This is a genomic window from Pseudomonas sp. M30-35 (genome assembly GCF_002163625.1).
Classification (GTDB): Bacteria; Pseudomonadota; Gammaproteobacteria; order Pseudomonadales; family Pseudomonadaceae; genus Aquipseudomonas.
This window is the reverse complement of record NZ_CP020892.1, coordinates 4,191,559-4,212,792: the sequence shown is the minus strand read 5'-3', so window position 1 is coordinate 4,212,792 and position 21,234 is coordinate 4,191,559. Positions and strand designations below refer to the sequence as shown.

The following is a 21,234-nucleotide window of genomic DNA, read 5'->3' as shown; positions in this document are numbered from 1 at the left end:
GCTCGCTACCTTTTTCAGAGGATCCCTAGGCCAGTACGGCAGTTTGTGCGTAGTGCGCTGTTTTTAAAAGTCGTGCAGGGTGTGGGCGCTGAAAAAAGCTAAGGCAGCGCTGATAAACGACTGCGTCAGATATTACGGCGGTTCCTCAAATCGCGACCAAGCCCCTCACTCCATCGGCCTCCATGGTTTCACCGCGACCTTGCTGGACAATTTCTCCGCGTGACATCACCAAATACTGGTCGGCCAGTTCCGCGGCAAAGTCGTAGAACTGCTCGACCAGAAGAATCGCCATATCGCCGCGCTCCGCGAGTTTTTTGATCACCACACCAATCTCCTTGATGACCGAGGGCTGGATCCCTTCAGTCGGCTCATCAAGTATCAGCAAGCGCGGTTGGCTGGCCAGTGCACGGCCAATTGCCAACTGCTGCTGTTGCCCGCCAGATAGATCACCGCCACGGCGGAGCTTCATCTCTTTGAGCACCGGAAACAGCTCATAAATAAACCCCGGCACTTGTTTGGATTGGCTACCGGGAAAACGCGAAAGACCCATTAACAGGTTTTCTTCAACGGTGAGCCGAGCAAAAATTTCGCGCCCTTGAGGTACGTAAGCAATGCCTGCATGAACGCGTTGGTGCGGCTTGAAGCCGGTAATGGCTTGGTCCTCCCACCTGATGTCGCCTTGTTTGGCGGGAATCAAGCCCATCAGGCATTTGAGCAAGGTGGTTTTACCGACGCCGTTGCGACCCAGCAGGCAGGTGACTTCGCCGATCTTCGCGTCGAATGACAAACCACGCAGGATGTGGCTGCCGCCGTAATACTGGTGCAATTGTTGAACTTGCAACATAGGGATGTTCCTTGCTTGTGCATATTTCCGGATGCTGAGGACGCCCACCCGGATCATCAATCACAACTACTTATGGGGCTTAACGGCCAAGATAAACTTCGATTACTCGCTCATCGGCCTGCACATCATTGAGCGAGCCTTCGGCAAGTACGCTGCCTTGATGCAGGACGGTGACGTGATCGGCGATCGAGCCAACAAAGCCCATGTCATGTTCAACCACCATCAGCGAATGCTTGCGCGCCAGTGATTTGAACAGCTCGGCGGTGAACTCGGTTTCGGCGTCAGTCATACCGGCGACTGGTTCATCGAGCAGCAACAATTGCGGGTCTTGCATCAACAGCATGCCGATCTCCAGAAACTGCTTTTGGCCGTGAGAGAGCAGGCCAGCCTGACGTTCGCGCGAGCTATCCAAACGGATGGTTTCGAGCACTTCATCAATCCGTTCACGCTGTTCGCCACTGAGTTTGGCGCGCAAGCTGGCCCAGACCGACTTGTTGGTTTTCTGCGCCAGTTCGAGGTTTTCAAATACGCTTAGCGCCTCGAACACGGTTGGCTTCTGGAACTTGCGGCCAATCCCTGATTGGGCGATTTCGACTTCGCTCATTCGCGTCAAATCAAGTGTTTCGCCGAAGTAGGCGCTGCCGTTATCGGGGCGTGTTTTACCGGTGATGACATCCATCATTGTGGTTTTACCGGCGCCATTGGGGCCGATAATGCAACGTAATTCGCCAACGCCGATATACAAGTTGAGGTTGGTCAGCGCTTTAAAACCATCGAAGCTGACATTGATATCTTCCAGCGTCAGGATGGTGCCGTGGCGGACGTTGAGGCCTTTCTCCGCAAGACGCCCCGCGCCGATTGCATCACGGGCACTGCCCAGTGGGTCATAAATGGGTTCGAGCATGGCTTCTGGGGCCGGTGTGGCTCTCATTGTTTGCCCCCTCTTTTGAGCAAGCCGATAATGCCGTGGGGCAAATACAGGGTAATCAGGATAAACAGCGCGCCGAGTGCGAATAGCCAGTATTCGGGGAATGCGACCGTGAACCAGCTCTTCATGCCGTTGACCACGCCAGCGCCGAGCAATGGGCCGATCAAGGTGCCGCGCCCGCCCAGTGCAACCCATACCGCCGCCTCGATGGAGTTGGTTGGTGACATTTCGCTGGGGTTGATGATGCCAACTTGCGGCACGTACAACGCTCCAGCCAAACCGCAAAGCACCGCTGACAACACCCAGATAAACAGCTTGTAGCCGCGTGGGTCATAGCCGCAGAACATCAAACGGTTTTCCGCGTCGCGCAAGGCTGTCAGGACCCGGCCAAATTTGCTCTTGGCCAGTTTCCAGCCGAGCAGCAGGCTGGCGACCAGCAAGGTCACTGTGGCTAAAAATAGCGCTGCGCGGGTGGCGGGGGCGGTGATGTCAAAGCCGAGAATGCGTTTGAAATCGGTGAAGCCGTTGTTGCCGCCAAAGCCGGTTTCATTGCGAAAGAACAACAGCATGCCGGCGAATGTCAGTGCTTGGGTCATGATCGAGAAGTACACGCCTTTGATCCGCGAGCGGAAAGCGAAGAATCCAAATATCAAGGCCAGTAAGCCGGGCGCCAACACTACCAGGCACATGGCCCAGATGAAGTTGTCGGTTCCCATCCAGTACCAAGGCAACTCTTTCCAGGCTAGAAAACTCATAAACGCCGGCAAGCCATCACCAGCGGATTGGCGCATCAGGTACATGCCCATCGCATAGCCGCCCAGCGCAAAGAACAAGCCGTGGCCCAGTGAAAGCAGTCCTGCGTAGCCCCAGACCAGATCCAGCGCTAGCGCGACAATCGCATAGCAGAGGATTTTGCCGACCAGAGTTAATGTGTAGGCGTTAACGTGAAACGCACTATCAGCAGGCGTCAGGTGTAATAACGGCAGGGCGATCAATAGCGCCAGGACCAAAACGCCAATTGCAATTGATAGCTGTGGACCGAGCTTGGCGCTGGTGCGCGCCAAGAGGGTTTGGTTTAGGGGCATAGTCATTAATCGATCACCCGACCTTTGAGTGCAAACAAACCTTGCGGGCGCTTCTGGATGAACAGAATGATCAACGCGAGGATGAGAATCTTGCCGAGCACGGCGCCAATCTGCGGCTCAAGAATTTTGTTGGCGATACCCAGGCCAAACGCCGCCATGACACTGCCCGCCAATTGGCCGACACCGCCCAGGACGACCACTAAAAACGAGTCGATAATGTAGCTCTGGCCCAGGTCGGGGCCGACGTTGCCGATCTGACTCAGGGCCACGCCACCCAGCCCCGCAATGCCTGAGCCGAGACCGAAGGCGAGCATGTCCACTCGCCCGGTGGGTACGCCGCAGCACGCCGCCATGTTGCGGTTTTGGGTCACAGCGCGAACGTTGAGGCCCAGTCGGGTTTTATTCAGCAGCAGCCAGGTCAAGACCACCACGAACAAGGCAAAAGCGATAATCACGATGCGGTTATACGGCAGCACCAGGTTTGGCAGCACCTGAATACCCCCAGACAACCAATAAGGGTTGGCCACCTCAACGTTCTGTGCGCCGAACAATACACGCACCAATTGAATCAGAATCAGGCTGATCCCCCAGGTTGCCAGCAGGGTTTCCAGCGGGCGGCCGTACAGGTGGCGAATCACTGTGCGCTCCAATGTCATGCCGATAACGGCGGTGACAAAGAAGGCGACGGGCAGTGCAACCAGCGGATACAGGGCAATCGCTTCAGGGGCGAAGCGTTGGAACATGACCTGCACCATATAGGTCGAGTAGGCGCCGAGCATCAGCATCTCGCCGTGCGCCATGTTGATCACGCCGAGCAAGCCAAAGGTGATCGCAAGGCCCAGCGCTGCGAGGAGTAAAATCGAGCCCAGGCTCATGCCACTGAAGGCTTGGCCGAGCAGTTCACCAAACATCAGCCGACGCTTGACTTGAGCCAGGCTGGTTTCAGCTGCTGTACGTACAGACGCATCGGTTTCGCTGCTATCGGCAAGTAATCGCTCCAGGCGCACGCGTGCCAGTGGCTGGCCGGTTTCACCCAGTAAACGTACCGCCGCGAGACGCACTTGCGGGTCGCTATCAATAAGTTGCAGGCTGGCGAGGGCGAGTGAAAGCGCCTCGCTGACATCGGCATCCGCCTCTTGAGCCAAGCGCTGATTGAGCAGTTGCAGTTGCGCCGGTTTAGCACTTTTTTGCAGGTCTTGAGCGGCCTGCAAACGCACCGCTGGGTCAGCCGAGAATAATTGGTGGCTGGCCATGGCGGTGGCAATAAGGCCACGCAGGCGATTATTCAGGCGCAGTTTGCGCAGCTTACCGGCCGGTTCTACATCACCGCCTTCAGCGGCTTGGTAGCCGGAGTCGGTCTTATAAAAGGGTGTTTTGTTGCTGTCTGCCTCAACGCGGCCGCTTTGCAAGGCTTCCAGTAGTGGCAAGCGTGCCTCATCGGGGGTCGCAGCCCAGGCTTGCAGTAGCTTGGCCTGTTGCGATGAGTTGGCGGCGCTGAAATCCGCAGCGTCCCCGGCGTAACTGCTCGACCATGACAGGCAGAGCAAGAGCGCGAATAAAAGCCGGTAAAGGGCAGTGGTCATCATCCAGTTTCCTGTTAAAGCCCCCCCTCTCTTGGTGGAGGTTTTGGCGTGACCAGCGTTTGTGTACAGAGCACACAAACGCTGAGCCGATTAACGCTGAGTCGAGCCGCGAATCCTTTAGTTGGATTTGACGGCGTAGTCCGGCTTCTTGTCGTTACCCTCGATATAAGGGCTCCAAGGCTGCGCGCGGATTGGGCCGTCTGTCTGCCAGACCACATCAAACTGACCGTTATCCTGGATCTCGCCAATCATTACCGGCTTGTGCAGGTGATGATTGGTTTTATCCATGGTCAGGGTGTAGCCAGAGGGGGCCGCGAAGGTTTGCCCAGCCATGGCATCGCGAACTTTGTCGACATCAGTGGTGCCAGCCTTTTCAACTGCTTGCGCCCACATGTTGATACCGACATAGGTGGCTTCCATTGGGTCGTTGGTCACCGCTTTATCAGCGCCCGGCAGGTTCTTGGCTTTGGCGTAGGCCTTCCACTTCTGAACAAACTCCTGGTTGACTGGATTTTCAACCGACTCGAAGTAGTTCCAGGCGGCCAACTGACCAACCAGTGGCTTGGTGTCGATGCCACGCAGTTCTTCTTCGCCAACCGAGAACGCAACAACTGGGACGTCTGTGGCTTCAATGCCCTGGTTAGCCAGTTCTTTGTAGAACGGTACGTTGGAGTCGCCGTTTACCGTTGAGATAACCGCCGTTTTGCCGCCAGCCGAGAACTTCTTGATATTGGCAACGATGGTTTGGTAGTCACTGTGACCGAACGGGGTGTAAACCTCTTCGATATCTTTGTCAGCGACACCTTTACTGTGCAGGAAGGCGCGCAGAATTTTGTTGGTGGTGCGCGGGTAAACGTAGTCAGTGCCCAGCAGGAAAAAGCGTTTGGCGCTGCCGCCATCTTCGCTCATCAGGTATTCAACTGCGGGAATCGCTTGTTGGTTTGGCGCTGCGCCGGTGTAGAACACATTAGGCGAAAGCTCTTCACCTTCGTATTGAACCGGGTAGAACAGCAGACCGTTGAGTTCTTCGTAGACTGGAAGCACCGATTTGCGTGACACCGAAGTCCAGCAACCAAAGGTGACGGCGACTTTATCCTGAGTCAGCAGTTGGCGACCTTTTTCAGCGAACAGTGGCCAGTTTGAAGCCGGGTCTACCACCACAGGCTCAAGCTGTTTACCCAGCACACCACCTTTGGCGTTGATTTCGTCGATGGTCATCAATGCCATGTCTTTCAGGGATGTTTCTGAAATGGCCATGGTGCCGGAGAGCGAGTGAAGAATGCCGACCTTAATGGTATCGGCTGCGTGTGCACTGAACGGGAATAGACCGCTGAGAATTAAGGCACTGGCGGCGAGTGTCGTTTTTAGAAAAGGACGGCGTTTCATTCTTATGGCTCCATGCGCAGCTGTTGGAAGAGACTGGTTGAGTCTTCTTCCAATGGCAGCATCCGTGCCAATCAATGCAACTTATTGTTTTTTATGGTTTTTAATGGAGTCTATGACAGTTCAGAGACACACGGCTGCGCTGCAATGGTGCGCGTATTGGCGTGATGCACGCTCGACAGACGGTCGCGCACCGGATCAGGGCATTAAGTAGTTTTTAACCCCGGTGAAGATGATTTGTGCAGCTAACGCACAGACAAAAAGCCCCATAAGGCGGCTAACTATTTGTAAACCTTGATCGCCAAGCAAGCGCTCAAACTGATTGGATAAATAGAGCACGATACCCACGGTAAAACTGGCCAAGGCGATGCTCATGATCGCAACGACCTTGTCTCCCCAGTGCGGTTGGCTGGCGCCCATCAGCAGCAACGCACCGATGGTTCCGGGGCCAACAGTCAAAGGGATTGTCAGCGGTACGATTGTCACATCCTGCTGCACGTTATCCGTCTGTACGGCAGATTTTCCCTGCGCCATGCCCAGCGCTGAAATAAACAGCACGCTGCCCGCGCCAATACGAAATGCGTCGATAGTGATGCCAAACAAGGTAAAAATATATTTGCCGAACAGGTACAGCAAAATGCTCGCGATCAGCACCCCGGCCGCGACTTTCCAAGCCAGCCTTTTACGCTCTTTAACGGTGTAGCCACGGCTTAGGCCAATGAAGCACGACAGCACAAAGAACGGGCTGTAGAGCACGAGTAGTTTCAGGTACAGGCTGAATAAATCGGACGCCATGAGTGGGCTCTTAACTGCAGATGTGGTTGACTGATGGACGCCAAAGCATAGACCAAGCTACGTGGGCTTCTCTTTGCTGGGGGCTATGATCAGCGATTGAGACGCCGATCTCCAGCCCTGATCAGCCGATGGCTTGAAGGTTGTAGGTCAGGGGGCTTTTGCATCCCGTACCGCGCGTTGATCTATCCAGTAATTGACCAAGTCACGCAGTTGCGAAAGCTCGACAGGTTTGGCCATGTGACCATCCATCCCGGCCTGACGCGCGCGCTCTTTGTGCTCACTGAGGATGTGCGCGGTGAGCGCAACGACCGGTGTGCGTGGATGCTGCCCGGCAGCTTCCCAGGCACGTAGCAGTTCGGTGGCGGAGAACCCATCGAGTACTGGCATCTCGCAATCCATCAGGACCAGATCATAGTGTTTTGATTTGATCGCCTGCAGCGCTTCCTCGCCATTGCTGGCGGTGTCTGGCTGCAAGTTGAGCTTGCCGAGCATGCCGCGAATAACTTTGGTGGAAATGGTGTTGTCTTCAGCAACCAATACTTGAAAGTCAGCAGGTGGCTTATAGGTTGTGAAGTTGTTTTGCGTTGACTCCGAGGGTTTGCCATCGCGGCGATGGGTTAGCTCATCTGCCAAGGTCGCTTTCAGCGTATAGCCAGCGACTGGCTTGGCAAGGATGCGCTTGATCCCGGCGTTACGGGCGATGATCTTGCTTGGCATGTTACTGATGCCGGTAAGCATAACCAGCAAAATATCGCGGTTCAGGCTTGGGTCTTCTTTGATTTTTGCAGCCAGTTGCATGCCGTTCATGCCCGGCATTTCCTGGTCGAGCAGCACCACATCAAAGTATTCGCCCATGTGTACTTTGCTACGCAACAGCGCCAGTGCTTCTTTGCCTGAAGGCACTGCACTGACATTCAAGCCCCACGCGCTGCATTGCTGGAGCAGTACCTTCCTGCAGGTCTCGTTGTCATCAACGATGAGCAGGCGGGCGTCTTGCAGCGGGCTGTCGAGATCGGCTGTAGGTTGCTCAAGCAGTTTGCTGTCCAGTGGCAAGCTCAACCACAAGGTAGAACCCTGATTACTGCCGTTTTGGATACCAAACTCACCGTCCATCAAGCGAATTAGCTGCCGGGCGATAATCAGGCCTAAGCGCCCACCAAGTTTAGTCGCTGCGAGGAAGTCCTTGCTGTGCAGCTCAGCATGCAGCAATGCATTGCGCTCGCTAGGAGGCATCGGCTTGCCACTGTCTTGCACTGCGAGGCGCAAGCGAGGTTTACCTGCGTTGCTTTCCAGCGCGGCGATTAAAAGAATCTCACCGACGTCGGTTTGCTTGAAGGCATTGTCCAGCAGGCTTAAGAGCGCTTGGCGGATGCGTGTCGGGTCACCGCTGATAATGCGCGGCACCTGCGGCTGGATGAAACTGATCAGCTCGACTTTCTGTTGTTCGGCCTTGGCGCGGAAAATATCCAGGCAGTCTTCAATCAGCGCGTTCAAATCAAACTGTACGTCATCCAGTTCAATCTGCCCCGATTCAAGTTTGGAAATGTCGAGAATTTCGTTGATCAAACTAAGCAGCTCATTGCCAGAGCTGTGGATCGTTTGTACGTAATCGCGCTGTTTGGTTGAAAGCGGGGTGCCGAGCAACAGTTCGGTCATGCCCAGCACCCCGTTCATAGGGGTGCGAATTTCATGGCTGATCTTGGCTAAAAACTCGCCTTTGGCTTTGAGTTCTGCCGAGCTTGCTGCCAACTCACGGCTGGAGCTGAACTTTTCATGAGTGATGCGTTGCTGTCTCTCACTCAAGGCGATGCACAAAATACTGCTGCTAATGATGACTGTGAGCAGGAAGCCGTAACTCAACCAGCCTGATGGCATCGGCCAGATGCCAATGTGGATCGGTAGGCTGGCGATGTAAGCGACACAGAGAAAAGCGATGGAAACGATAAATAGCCGGGCAGGGGTATAACCGCTGCGCCACTGATGCAGGGCGACCAGTAAAATACTCAGGCCGCAAATCGCTGAAAATATATAGAGCAACAGCGCAAATTGCAGGTTTGTTGTGGTGAGGATGATGGCGAACAATCCTGCAATCACCACGATTTCTGAGAGTACCAGGCGTTTAAGCAGTAAGTAGGAAGGGCTGTCGCGAAAGAAGCTCAAGGTCAATGCCAGCGCGCAGAATAGCGCGACTAACATCGACAGATTGGCAGTCTGCGCCTGATACGGCTGTAGGCTGGCAAACCAGCCACTGGTGATGCCCAGTAAGGTGCTGGAGGAGAACAGAAGAAGAGCATTGATTGCGCATAACCACAGATTTGCTGACTCACGGCTCAGCCAATAGCGTACCAAGTTGTACAGCGCGAGCATGAAAATACTGCCCAGTAACGCACCGAGCAGCAGGGGCCGGGTTTCATTGGCCGCGATGTCTTGGGCGTTCTTCAATGAAATTGCTGGGCGCAGCATTTGTGGGGATGCCAGGCGCAAATAGATATCGATGGGTTTGTCGGCAATCGGTAGCGGCAACAAGAAGTCGCGACTGTTCAACGGTCTGCTCGACAGCGGCAGCTTATTGCCTGTGCGCACATGATCAAGCAGCTCGTCGCCATCCATTACATAGAGGTCTAGATAGGCTAGATAGGGCGAGAAAATTCTAATCAGTTGCTGTTGATTGCTCGGTGCTAAGCGGTAGTGCAGCCATGCAGCGGTATCGCCGCCGCTGGTTAGCAGGTCGTTGATATCGACTGGAGCGAATTGGGTGCTGTGTTGCGGGGAACGGATGTCACTGAGCTGCAACTCGCCACTGGAGTCGTTGAGAATTGACCAGTTATGACTCGCTGCCGCGTATAAAGGCAGATGAAAAAAGACTGTCAGCAGTAAGCTGAAAAACAGTTTGGTGGCAATCCCGGGCCGACGCACAGTGAATTCCCTTCTAAAGTTAGTCGGGAGATTATAGGTTAATAGGGTAATAGGGAAACATGACAAAGACGGCCAATTGGGCACCTTTGTCATGTTTTAGCTTGGGCGGGTGATTAGCCTTCGGCGTTTTCCCGGGCGATTGCGCGGTAACCGATATCTTTACGATAGAAACAGCCTTGCCAATCAACCTTTGCAGCCAGTGCGTAAGCATTCTGTTGCGCTTGTTGCACGGTTTCACCGAGTGCGGTTGCGCACAGGACTCGACCGCCAGACGTGACCACTTCACCTTCTTTCAGCGCGGTCCCCGCGTGGAAGATCTTGCCTTCAGTAGCCGCGGCGTTATCGAGGCCCTTGATCGCATCACCTTTGCTGTAGTCAGCAGGGTAACCACCCGCGGCCATGACCACACCAAGGCTAGGACGTGAGTCCCATTGAGCCTCAACGATGTTCAGGGCTTTGGCTTGTGCGGCTTCGATCAGCAGCAACAGGCTAGATTGCAGGCGCAGCATGATCGGCTGGGTTTCCGGGTCGCCGAAGCGGCAATTGAATTCGATGACCTTGGGCGCGCCGGATTTATCGATCATCAGGCCAGCGTAGAGGAAACCGGTATACACGTTACCTTCAGCAGCCATGCCCTTAACGGTTGGCCAGATAACTTCGTCCATCACGCGCTTATGGACTTCAGCGGTGACAACGGGCGCTGGCGAATAAGCGCCCATGCCGCCAGTGTTCGGCCCGGTATCCTGATCGCCAACTCGCTTGTGGTCTTGGCTGGTGGCCATCGGCAGCACGTTGGCGCCGTCGACCATGACGATGAAGCTGGCTTCTTCGCCGTCAAGAAACTCTTCGATCACGACCCGTGAACCGGCTTCACCGAATGCATTGCCCGCAAGCATGTCGCGCACGGCAGCTTCGGCTTCGGCCAGGGTCATGGCGACGATTACACCTTTACCGGCAGCCAGGCCATCCGCTTTGATTACGATTGGCGCGCCAACCTTTTGCAGGTAGGCCAGTGCCGGTTCAACTTCGGTGAAGTTCTGGTAATCGGCCGTCGGGATGTTGTGGCGAGCCAGAAAATCCTTGGTGAAGGCTTTCGAACCTTCCAGCTGAGCAGCACCAGCGGTGGGGCCGAAGCAATGCAGGCCGCGCTGATTGAACAGGTCAACCACACCCGCAACCAACGGCGCTTCAGGACCAACGATGGTCATTTGCACGTTCTTCTCGGCGAAGTCAGCCAGTTGCTCAATAGCCAGCACGTCGATGGCGACATTCTCACACTTGGCTTCAGTGGCGGTGCCAGCGTTGCCTGGTGCAACAAAGACTTTTTCGACGCGTGGGTCTTGCGCGATTTTCCAAGCCAGGGCGTGTTCACGACCGCCGCTGCCAATGATCAAAACATTCATGTCTGTCCCCTAATGGAGGCGGGCTGGTGAGCCCTTTTGGTGGATAAACAGAGCGTTACCCACTCTACTAAACGGTGCTTTCGGTGTTGCATGTGGTGGATGAAAACAGCGTCATCCACCCTACGGCTGTTTCATTATTCAACACCGCAGTCCAACACCACGATCCAACACAATCAAGGTCGCGATGAAGCGGGTAGATGCAAGGCGCCCTAGGTTTCGACAAGCGGAGTTGCCAAGTGGCAATGAGCATTGGCGGAACATAGGGCAACACAGCAGATGCCTGTTTCAGCGCGACCGTCTTTTAGTTAATGCCTAAAGTGGCGCATACCGGTGAACACCATGGCAATGCCGGCCTCATCTGCGGCAGCAATCACTTCGTTATCACGCATCGAACCGCCGGGTTGGATCACCGCAGTAATTCCAGCTTTGGCCGCGTTATCGATACCGTCACGGAATGGGAAGAAGGCGTCGCTGGCCATCACTGCGCCCGGCACTGGCAAACCTGCGTGCTCGGCTTTGATGCCGGCAATGCGTGCCGAGTTAACGCGGCTCATCTGGCCAGCGCCAACACCGACTGTCTGACGGTTCTTGGCGTAGACGATGGCGTTGGACTTAACGAATTTTGCCACTTTCCAGGCAAAGATCAGGTCATGGATTTCTTGCTCGCTTGGCGCCCGCTGAGTGACGATTTTCAGGTCGTCAGCCGTGATCATGCCAATGTCACGGCTCTGTACCAGCAAGCCGCCATTGACGCGCTTGAAATCCCAGCCCGCGCTACGCTCGGCTGGCCACTCGCCACACTCGAGCAAACGTACGTTGGCTTTCGCGGCAACCACTTCACGGGCGGCTGCACTGATGCGTGGGGCGATGATCACTTCAACGAACTGACGCTCAACAATGGCTTTGGCGGTTTCGCCATCCAGCTCGCGGTTGAAGGCGATGATGCCGCCAAAGGCTGATTCAGTATCGGTGGCGTAGGCCAGATCGTAGGCTTTGCGAATACCGCCTTCGTCTTCCGGCACAACCGCAACACCGCATGGGTTAGCGTGCTTGACGATCACGCAAGCAGGCTTAACGAAGCTCTTGACGCATTCGAGCGCAGCGTCAGTGTCGGCAACGTTGTTGTAAGACAGCTCTTTGCCTTGCAGTTGCACGGCGCTGGCGATGCTGGCCTCGCCTTTTTTCGCTTCAACGTAGAACGCCGCGCTCTGATGCGGGTTCTCGCCGTAACGCATTTCCTGAGTCTTGATGAACTGGCTGTTGAACGTGCGCGGGAAGGCGCCGCGGTCTTCAGTGCTGAGCTTTTCAGCGCTCTGCTCAATAGTCCCCAGATAGTTGGCAATCATGCCGTCGTAGGCGGCAGTGTGCTCGAAGGCCTTGAGGGCCAAATCAAAGCGCTGGGCATAACTCATGCCGCCAGCTTTAAGGCTTTCGATGACGCTGGCGTAGTCGCCAGTGTTGACCACAATAGCCACATCTTTGTGGTTTTTGGCTGCGCTGCGGACCATGGTTGGACCGCCAATGTCGATGTTCTCGATGGCGTCGGCCAGATCGCAGTCAGGTTTTGCGACTGTGGCTTCAAACGGGTACAGGTTGACCGCAACCAGATCAATTGGCTTGATGCCGTGCTGCGCCATGACGTCACCGTCAATCGCGCGGCGGCCGAGAATGCCACCGTGAATTTTCGGGTGCAGGGTCTTGACCCGGCCATCCATCATTTCTGGGAAGCCAGTGTAATCAGCTACTTCAACTGCTGCGACGCCATTGTCCTTGAGCAGCTTGTAGGTGCCGCCAGTGGAAAGAATTTCCACATTGAGGGCGACGAGCTCGCGAGCGAATTCGAGGATGCCAGTCTTGTCAGATACGCTGATCAAGGCGCGGCGAACGGGGAGGCGGGTGGTCTGGTCGGTCATTTCAGAGTCCATCAGAGCAGAGAAATAAACAAAAAGGCGACTGGTTAGGTCGCCCTTTTTGAGAGGAAGAGATTAGAGCAGGTCGTACTGCTTGAGCTTCTTACGCAGGGTGCCGCGATTCAGGCCGAGGAGTTCCGAAGCTTTGGTTTGGTTGCCCTTGACGTAGTTCATCACTGTTTCCAGCAGTGGCGCCTCGACTTCGGTCAACACCAGGTTGTATACGTCCGAGACGTCAGCGCCCTCAAGGTGGGCGAAATAGTTATGCAGCGCTTTCTCAACATTACCGCGCAGGGTCTGCCCTTCTGCGCTTGGCGTGTTGAGGTGCTGTTTCAAGCTGGTGTTGTCACTCACAGGTGCAATTCCACTTCCTAAAGTCTCGGTCAACATCGTCATGCAGCCACCCCATCTCCATCATTTTGCCGTTCGCGAAAAAACTGGCGAACGTTGGCGCACTGTGCGTCCGTACATTCAAGGCGATTGAATTCAGCGCGAAACTCTCTGGCGCCCGGCAGAGTTGCTAGATACCAGCCCACATGTTTGCGAGCGATTCGAGCGCCCATCACTTCGCCGTAGAAGACGTGCAGTGCGCTGAGGTGTTCTAGCAAAATACTTTCTATTTCGACCAAGCTTGGCGCTGGCATGATTTCGCCGGTGCGCAAGTAATGGTCTGTCTCACGGAATATCCAAGGCCGCCCTTGAGCGGCCCTGCCTATCAGTAATCCATCTGCCCCTGTTGCTGCGAGTACGGCTTTGGCTTTTTCCGGGCTGGTGATATCGCCATTGGCCAGCACCGGGATTGAAACCGCCTGTTTTATCGCAGCAATAGTGTCGTATTCGGCGTTACCGGTATAAAGATCTGCACGGGTGCGACCATGTACCGCTAACGCAACTATCCCGGCTTGTTCGGCAATTCTTGCCACCTCAACGCCGTTTTTATTCTCTCTGTCCCAGCCTGTTCGAATCTTCAAGGTGACCGGCACATCTACTGCACCGACCACGGCATGCAAAATTTCACGAACCAGGCTTTGGTCTTTCAACAGCGCAGAACCTGCCGCTTTATTACAGACCTTTTTCGCCGGACAACCCATATTAATATCAATTATCTGGGCACCCAATTCGACGTTCCGCTTAGCCGCTTCTGCCAGCATCTGCGGGTCGCCACCAGCGATCTGTACCGAGCGAGGCTCGGGATCATCCTGATGGATCAAGCGTAGGCTTGATTTACGCGTATTCCACAACCGCACATCGCTGGTGACCATTTCAGATACCACCATGCCCGCGCCCAAGCGTTGGCAGAGCTTGCGAAATGGTTGATCAGTGACTCCGGCCATTGGCGCCAGAATCAGCTGGTTCGGCAGTGTGTACGGGCCGATGCGTAACGTCGACATAGGGTTCCCTGCTCAAAAGACAAGCTGATGAGCCAAATAGGAGACGGCGAAAAAGGGGGAGAATCATACCTGCTCTGGATGACCGGATAAAGGCTGTTTTGAACAAAATCTGAACAGTTGCCAGCTTATCGCCATGAGTTATGAGGGCGATAAGCCGTTCATTTATGGGTGTTGTTAAGCTATTGCGGCGAGTGGAAGCTCAGGCTGTAGTTAACGGCCTGGTTGCCGGGATCAAGGATGTCCAGTGATATATGGATCGGCGTTTGGGGCGGCATTTCTGTGCGCCCAGCAAGTTCGCCTGATAAGTATTCGCCAGGCGTGAAGCGACGACTGGCAAGTAACTTTCCGCTGATGTCAGCAAAACGAATTTCCAGGAGCGGGAAGGGTTGCGAAAAAGCGGCACGGTTATAGATGATTGCATCGACCACCAGCGCGCCGCTGAACTCTGGATGTGAGCGCACGAGCAGGTTGCTGCTTTTGATCAGGTTGATGTCGACTTTGGCTGGCAATTCACAACCGATTGTCGGGCACATTTGTTCAAATATCGGGCGGTACTGATCTTGGCGGGCAAGCTGCTCGAAGTGATAAGCCACATATTGGCCAGCCAGTGCGCCGGCGGCCAGTAGTATCAAAATGCTCCAGCCGATAATTCGGCCCCACGACGGCCCGGGTTTCTGCCAGTCAAACTCAACCGGCTCGTCGTCTAGCTCGAAGAGTTTGTGATGGCCTGCATTGGCTTCCGGGCGAGAGGTTTGCTTCACGATGAGTGGTGCGTCTTCAGGCTCTTCAGCGTCATCAATGTCGCTGATTGGCGGCTGACTGCGCTGCGGCTCATCGGCCGGGCCGGCCGGCAACGGTTCGGACGGGGCATCGGTGTCCGGATCAGGCGCTGCCCCGAAATCAGCATCGGTGAGCTTGAGCTCAGGTTCGCTGCCGGGCGCATCGCTGCTGTAAGTCTGTGCCGCCAGGGGCGGGTGCTGAAATGGCTGCGTCGCAGGCGGTGGGCTGCTGTGCGTGTCTCGTTGTTTCAAGCCCAATGGTTCCAGGGCCATTTTATCAGCGGGCTTGATTTCATCTTCGCGCATTAGCTCTTCAGCCCAGCGCTCATCGTGCGCCTCGGGTGTATTGCGCGGTGGTGTGGCGAATACGGAGCTGAAATGGGTGCTGCGTTCAAGCTTGAGAAACTCTTGTGAGAGTTGCTGCTCACGCTCTTCTAGTTTGGCCAGCTCTTCATCAAGGTCCAGCTCATCGAGATCAAGATCGTCATGAATCCACAGCGTGTCTTCAGGATTTTTTGTCTTGTTGGTCGCTGCCGGAACGTGACTTTGTTGCGTCACTGGCGGTTTTGCGGGCACAGGTTTTTCCTGCGCAGGCGCAATCACATGGCCCTGCTGCTGCAACTGTTGAGCTGCATTGAATACGTTTAGGCAGGCGCCGCAACGCACAGCGCCGTGCGCCGCACCCAATTGCGCGGTATTTACGCGGAAACTGGTGCGGCATTGCGGGCACTGGGTGACAAAACTCTCGGTCATGCGACGGTCCGAAAAAACATTGGGGCTAGTCTAACGCAAGTCTTGAGGTGGCTGCAGCGTCAGGTTTTTAACGGCGTACGCCGCTGATGCGTACCCAGCCATCGTTGCTCGCGGTTGGGTCGAGGTCAAAGGCGGCAGCGTATGCGGCGCGAACGTCCTCGGCCTGTTCGGCAAGAATCCCCGACAATGCCAGGCGCCCGCCAGCTTTTACCAGCGTGGTGATTTGCGGGGCTAGTGCGACCAGCGGGCCAGCAAGAATGTTGGCAACTACTACGTCGGCAGGCTCCTGCGGCATATCGGCCGGTAGATACAGCTGGAAGCGTGCCGGATCGATACCGTTGCGCCCGGCGTTGTCACGCGAGGCCTCAAGTGCTTGTGGGTCAATATCAGTGCCTACTGCGTGCGGTGCGCCAAGCAGTAACGCGGCGATCGCCAGGATACCCGAGCCGCAACCGAAATCGATAACGCTGCAATCTTCAAGTGGCTGGCCATCGAGCCATTCAAGGCACAGAGCAGTGGTGGGGTGGGTACCAGTGCCGAACGCTAAACCCGGGTCGAGCAGCAAGTTCACGGCATCGGGTTGCGGTGCGTCGGTCCAGCTTGGAACAATCCACAGGCGCTGGCCAAACCGCATCGGCTTGAAGTTATCCATCCAACTGCGTTCCCAGTCCTGGTCGGCAATTTCTTCAACCTGGTGCTCGGGTAATGCGCCGCCAGTGAGCAGTTGCAAGTGGGCGAGCAGGGCATCGGTGTCGGTGTCCGCTTCGAACAGCGCTAGCAAATGGGTGTGCGACCAAAGCGGTGTGGTGTTCAGCTCCGGTTCAAAGATAGGGTTGTCTTCAGCATCCATAAAGGTCACAGACACGGCGCCCACTTCGAGCAGAGCATCTTCGTAGGTCGGCGCTTGTTCCGGGGTGATGGCGAGACGTACTTGTAACCAGGGCATAACGGAACCTCGTTGGAAGCCAAATCAATTTGAGCGCTTTGTGGGGGCGCAAGCTTACTGTAGGGACTGGCCCGCTTCCAGATATACAACTGCGTAAGCAACAAGGGCCGCCAAACGGCAGCCCTTGTTGTAGCAGGTCAGGCAGGCACTGGTATCAGTGCTTATCCATACCCAGTTTCTTTTCAAGGTAGTGAATGTTCACCCCACCTTCATTGAAACCCTTGTCGCGAACCAGCATCCGGTGCAGCGGAATGTTGGTCTTGATGCCGTCAACTACCATCTCGTCGAGACCGTTGCGCATGCGCGCCATGGCTTCGTCACGGGTTGCCCCGTAAGTGATCAGCTTACCGATCAGGGAGTCGTAGTGCGGTGGTACGGTGTAGCCACTGTACAGGTGCGAATCAACACGAACGCCAAAGCCGCCAGGTGCATGGAAATGCTTAACCTTGCCCGGGCAGGGCATGAAGTTATCTGGGTCTTCAGCGTTGATCCGGCACTCAAGTGCGTGCCCGCGAACGACAACGTCATCCTGGGTGAACGACAGCTTGTTGCCAGCAGCGATGCTGAGCATCTCTTTGACGATGTCGATACCGGTAACCATTTCAGTAACCGGATGCTCCACCTGCACACGAGTGTTCATCTCGATGAAGTAGAAACTGTCGTTCTCGTAAAGGAACTCGAACGTACCGGCGCCGCGGTAGCCAATTTCGATACAGGCATCGACGCAGCGCTTGAGCACTTCGGCACGGGCTTTTTCGTTGATGTACGGCGCCGGCGCTTCTTCAAGCACTTTTTGGTGGCGACGTTGCAACGAGCAATCGCGATCACCGAGGTGAATTGCGTTGCCTTGGCCGTCGGAGAGCACCTGGACTTCCACGTGACGTGGGTTGCCGAGGAACTTCTCCAGATATACCATTGGATTGCCGAATACCGAACCGGCTTCACTGCGAGTCAGGCGGGCTGACTTGATCAGGTCTTCTTCCTTGTAAACCACGCGCATGCCGCGACCACCGCCGCCGCCTGCAGCTTTGATGATCACCGGGTAGCCAACTTCGCGAGCAATTGCCAGTGCAGTTTCTTCGTCTTCAGGCAGTGGGCCATCGGAACCAGGAACCACAGGCACGCCAGCTTTGATCATGGCTTCTTTAGCCGAAACCTTGTCGCCCATCAGGCGGATGGTTTCAGCTTTCGGGCCGATGAAGGCAAAACCTGAGTTTTCCACTTGTTCAGCGAAGTCGGCGTTTTCCGCAAGGAAACCGTAGCCAGGGTGAATAGCCGTGGCGCCGGTGACTTCAGCTGCGCTGATGATTGCCGGGATGTTCAGGTAGGACTGGGTACCGGCCGCTGGGCCAATGCAAACAGATTCGTCTGCCAGAGCCAAATGCATCAATTCCCGGTCTGCTGTGGAGTGCACAGCTACAGTTTTGATGCCCAATTCTTTACACGCACGCAAGACGCGCAATGCGATCTCACCGCGGTTGGCGATTAGAACTTTTTCCAACATCGCTGGCTCTCCTCGGTTCAAACGATTGTGAACAGAGGCTGGTCGTATTCAACCGGCTGGCCGTTCTCGCCCAGAATGGATTCGATAACGCCGCTGGTTTCAGCTTCGATGTGGTTCATCATCTTCATCGCTTCAACGATGCAGAGGATGTCGCCTTTCTTAACGCTCTGGCCAACTTCAACGAAATTGCCTGAGGTTGGTGACGAGGCGCGGTAGAAGGTGCCGACCATCGGCGAGCGAACCACGGTGCCATTAAGCTTTGGCGCTGCCGGTGCTGCGGCCTCAGCGGCGGCTACTGGCGCGGCTGGCGCTGCGGCAGGAGCGGGTGCCGGTGCATACATAGGTTGTGGTGCATAGGCAGGTTGCTTGCTGTTGCGACTGATGCGTACTGACTCTTCACCTTCGTGAATCTCCAGTTCGTCGATGCCGGACTCTTCCAGCAGCTCGATCAGTTTTTTGACTTTACGAATATCCATAGCTTTTCAACTCCCAGTTGGGTCAGGGCCGTTCAAGTTCAAGTTGTTCGAGTGCAGCCTCCAGGGCCAGCCGATAACCGCTGGCGCCAAGGCCGCAGATCACACCTACAGCAACATCTGAAAAGTAGGAGTGATGGCGGAATGCTTCGCGTTTGTGCACGTTGGATAAGTGCACTTCGATGAATGGGATGCTCACCGCCAGCAATGCGTCACGTAATGCGACGCTTGTGTGTGTAAAAGCGGCTGGATTAATCAGAATAAAGTCGACGCCTTCGCCTCTGGCGGCGTGGATGCGTTCGATTAACTCGTACTCGGCATTGCTTTGCAGGTACAGCAGATGATGCCCTTTCTCACGGGCGCGGTGCTCTAGATCAAGGTTGATCTGCTCCAGAGTTGTTGCGCCATAGACACCCGGCTCGCGGGTGCCGAGTAAGTTCAGATTTGGGCCGTGCAGGACCAGTAAGGTCGCCATGTTCCGTGTTCCTTGTTGTTCTTACACGCAGAACTATGCCGGAGTCGCCTCGTGACTGTCTAGTTCTATGCAGTAGCCAGCACGATGGCCGGTGTTTGCGGCAGTTTTGTGACTGAGGTATTTAAAAGCGTTCGCGGGCTTTATTCAGCTGGGCTGAAAAGGTTTCAGCATCGACTTCACCGACAACACGAAGGTCTTGCCATTCGTCGCCGTTTTTATCGAAGAGTAGGATGGCTGGAGGACCGAACAGTGAATAGCGATCCAGAATCGAACGTTGTGCCGGGGTGCTATCGGTAATGTCGAAGCGTACCAAGGCGTAATCGTTCAGCTGGGTGATTACGGTGGGATCGCTGAGTACTTCTCGTTCAATGACTTTGCAGCTGATGCACCAGTCCGCGTACCAGTCGAGCAGGAGAGGTTTGCCACTGCTTTTAGCGGCGGCCAGTGCAGCGTCAAGCTCGGCGCCGCTGGTCACGGTTTGCCAGTTGCCATGTTGGGCTTGAGTGTTTGGCATCATCTGGCCAGAGCCGAGCTGCATGCGACCGAGCGGACGTAATGGGTCGTCATGGCCCTGCAATGCGCCAACCCAGGCGGTGAGCGCGTAGACCAGCAAGGCTAGGCCTGCAAGTTGCGCGAGTTTGCCTTTCGAGCTTTTTACATTGAACTCCAGCGCGCCGAGGAACAACGCGGCTCCTGCCGCCAGCAAGCCCCACAGCGCCAGCGTTACTGGGCCCGGCAATAAACGATCGAGCAGCCAGATGGATACGGCCAGCAGCATCACGCCGAACAAATTGCGTACGCTGTTCATCCATGCCCCGCTGCGTGGCAGCAACGCACCGCCGCCAGCACCAATCAATACCAGCGGAGCGCCCATGCCAAGGCCAAGGGCGAATAGTTGCAAGCCACCGCCCAGTGCGTCGCCGGTGCTGCTGATATAGAGCAAAAGACCGGTCAGTGGCGCTGTGACGCAAGGCGAAACGATCAAGCTGGACAGCACGCCCAGAGTCGCTGCGCCGGCAATTGAGCCGCCTTGGGTTTGCGAGGCCTTGCGGTCCAGTCGCTCACGAACGAATGCGGGCAAGCGGATCTCGAACATGCCAAACATGGCAATCGCGAACAGGGTGAAGAACAAGGCGAATGGGATAAGTACCCACGGCGATTGCAGCATGGCTTGCAGGTTGAGGCTGGCGCCAAACAGGCCCATCAATGCCCCGAGCGCGGCGTAACAGGCAGCCATTGGCAGGACGTAGGCGAGCGATAACACCAGGCCGCGCCGATTGCTTGGGCGGCCGCGTAAGACCACGCCAGAGAGAATCGGGAGCATCGGCAACACGCAAGGCGTAAAGGTCAATCCAAGGCCGGCGAGAAAGAACAGGGCCAGATCTGTCCATTTCCAGCTGGTCTTGTCAGCGCTGCCTGCCGCTGCGACGTTGCTGGCGCTATCGGCGGCTGCGCCACCATTGATTTGAATCTGCTCGGTTTCGGGCGGATAGCACAGGCCTTTGTCTGCACAGCCTTGATAGGTGACATTGAGCGTATAGGGCCGATCAGTCGGCGGGGCTATCGGCAGGTCAACGTCGACAATGTTGTGATAAACCTCGACTTCACCGAAGTACTCGTCGGTCTTCTGTTCTCCAGCGGGCATTTGCGCCTCGCCGAGGCCGATGTCGGCAGGCTCGGTGCTGAATTTGAAGCGGTGTTTGTACAGGTAGTAACCGTCGGTGGCGATGAAGCGTAGCTTTACGCTGTCAGCTGAAGTGCTGATCAGGTCGAGCTTGAAGGCTTCGCGAACCGGCAGGAAATCAGCGCTGTTATTCAGCGGGGCGCCCAGTGGCGCGAGGGCTGGTCGGTTATCGAGCAAGCTGGCGCTGGCGGGTAGTGCAACGATGAGCAGGAGCAGACTGATTAAACGGCGCATGTGAATCTCGATAAACAAGTATCCGCCCATCATAACGGAGCCGGGTAACTGATGGCATTGGCTGAGCTGTAAGCGGCTTTGTCAGACCGATGAAATGCAGCCAAGTGCGTCAATGGCGCCGTTTGCAAGGGGTGCGACAAATGCACGC

17 protein-coding genes are annotated in these 21,234 nt (G+C 55.7%); all 17 read right to left on the bottom strand.

The features are described 5' to 3' along the window. Positions 1–145: 145 nt before the first annotated feature. The 17 genes from urtE to B9K09_RS19320 all read right to left on the bottom strand — a co-directional run bounded on the left by urtE (position 146) and on the right by B9K09_RS19320 (position 21,086). Positions 146–844: an urea ABC transporter ATP-binding subunit UrtE gene (urtE, locus tag B9K09_RS19400; protein ID WP_087518348.1), complete on the bottom strand. Its 699-nt coding sequence runs from the start codon at positions 842–844 to the stop codon at positions 146–148. Between the two features lie 79 nt (positions 845–923). Beyond that, a complete protein-coding gene (urtD, locus tag B9K09_RS19395) occupies positions 924–1,775 on the bottom strand; it encodes an urea ABC transporter ATP-binding protein UrtD (protein WP_087518347.1) in 852 nt (283 codons plus the stop codon). Further along, positions 1,772–2,863 (bottom strand): urea ABC transporter permease subunit UrtC, encoded by a 1,092-nt coding sequence (gene urtC / locus B9K09_RS19390; RefSeq protein ID WP_087518346.1) that lies wholly within the window; start codon positions 2,861–2,863, stop codon positions 1,772–1,774. The genes urtD and urtC overlap by 4 nt, the downstream gene beginning before the upstream one ends. Beyond that, positions 2,863–4,443: an urea ABC transporter permease subunit UrtB gene (gene urtB, locus B9K09_RS19385; protein WP_371917419.1), complete on the bottom strand. Its 1,581-nt coding sequence runs from the start codon at positions 4,441–4,443 to the stop codon at positions 2,863–2,865. The genes urtC and urtB overlap by 1 nt, the downstream gene beginning before the upstream one ends. A gap of 114 nt (positions 4,444–4,557) precedes the next feature. Further along, on the bottom strand, positions 4,558–5,826 hold the full coding sequence (urtA, locus tag B9K09_RS19380; protein WP_087518345.1) for an urea ABC transporter substrate-binding protein: 1,269 nt from the start codon (positions 5,824–5,826) through the stop codon (positions 4,558–4,560). A gap of 195 nt (positions 5,827–6,021) precedes the next feature. Next, positions 6,022–6,618, bottom strand: coding sequence for a MarC family protein (locus tag B9K09_RS19375; protein ID WP_087518344.1), 597 nt, complete (start codon positions 6,616–6,618; stop codon positions 6,022–6,024). A 147-nt stretch (positions 6,619–6,765) separates the two neighbouring features. After that, positions 6,766–9,534, bottom strand: a complete 2,769-nt coding sequence (locus B9K09_RS19370; RefSeq protein ID WP_371917418.1) for a response regulator — start codon at positions 9,532–9,534, stop codon at positions 6,766–6,768. A gap of 113 nt (positions 9,535–9,647) precedes the next feature. Continuing rightward, entirely contained in the window at positions 9,648–10,937 is a 1,290-nt protein-coding gene (gene purD / locus B9K09_RS19365; RefSeq protein WP_087518342.1) for a phosphoribosylamine--glycine ligase, read from the bottom strand. A gap of 305 nt (positions 10,938–11,242) precedes the next feature. After that, complete coding sequence (gene purH / locus B9K09_RS19360; protein WP_087518341.1) at positions 11,243–12,850, bottom strand: bifunctional phosphoribosylaminoimidazolecarboxamide formyltransferase/IMP cyclohydrolase; 1,608 nt, start codon at positions 12,848–12,850, stop codon at positions 11,243–11,245. 72 nt (positions 12,851–12,922) lie between these two features. Next, the gene (gene fis, locus B9K09_RS19355; protein ID WP_087518340.1) at positions 12,923–13,243 is read right to left on the bottom strand and encodes a DNA-binding transcriptional regulator Fis; all 321 of its coding nucleotides are present in this window, start codon (positions 13,241–13,243) and stop codon (positions 12,923–12,925) included. Continuing rightward, on the bottom strand, positions 13,240–14,238 hold the full coding sequence (dusB, locus tag B9K09_RS19350) for a tRNA dihydrouridine synthase DusB (protein WP_087518339.1): 999 nt from the start codon (positions 14,236–14,238) through the stop codon (positions 13,240–13,242). Before dusB ends, fis begins: the two co-directional genes overlap by 4 nt. Positions 14,239–14,417: 179 nt before the next feature. After that, complete coding sequence (locus B9K09_RS19345; protein WP_087518338.1) at positions 14,418–15,770, bottom strand: DUF3426 domain-containing protein; 1,353 nt, start codon at positions 15,768–15,770, stop codon at positions 14,418–14,420. A gap of 67 nt (positions 15,771–15,837) precedes the next feature. Then, entirely contained in the window at positions 15,838–16,716 is an 879-nt protein-coding gene (gene prmA, locus B9K09_RS19340; protein WP_087518337.1) for a 50S ribosomal protein L11 methyltransferase, read from the bottom strand. Between the two features lie 154 nt (positions 16,717–16,870). Further along, positions 16,871–18,220: an acetyl-CoA carboxylase biotin carboxylase subunit gene (gene accC / locus B9K09_RS19335; protein WP_087518336.1), complete on the bottom strand. Its 1,350-nt coding sequence runs from the start codon at positions 18,218–18,220 to the stop codon at positions 16,871–16,873. Positions 18,221–18,237: 17 nt separating this feature from the next. Further along, complete coding sequence (accB, locus tag B9K09_RS19330) at positions 18,238–18,696, bottom strand: acetyl-CoA carboxylase biotin carboxyl carrier protein (RefSeq protein WP_087518335.1); 459 nt, start codon at positions 18,694–18,696, stop codon at positions 18,238–18,240. A gap of 22 nt (positions 18,697–18,718) precedes the next feature. Then, on the bottom strand, positions 18,719–19,168 hold the full coding sequence (gene aroQ, locus B9K09_RS19325; protein ID WP_087518334.1) for a type II 3-dehydroquinate dehydratase: 450 nt from the start codon (positions 19,166–19,168) through the stop codon (positions 18,719–18,721). Between the two features lie 121 nt (positions 19,169–19,289). Further along, positions 19,290–21,086, bottom strand: a complete 1,797-nt coding sequence (locus tag B9K09_RS19320; protein WP_087519179.1) for a protein-disulfide reductase DsbD — start codon at positions 21,084–21,086, stop codon at positions 19,290–19,292. Positions 21,087–21,234: the final 148 nt, after the last annotated feature.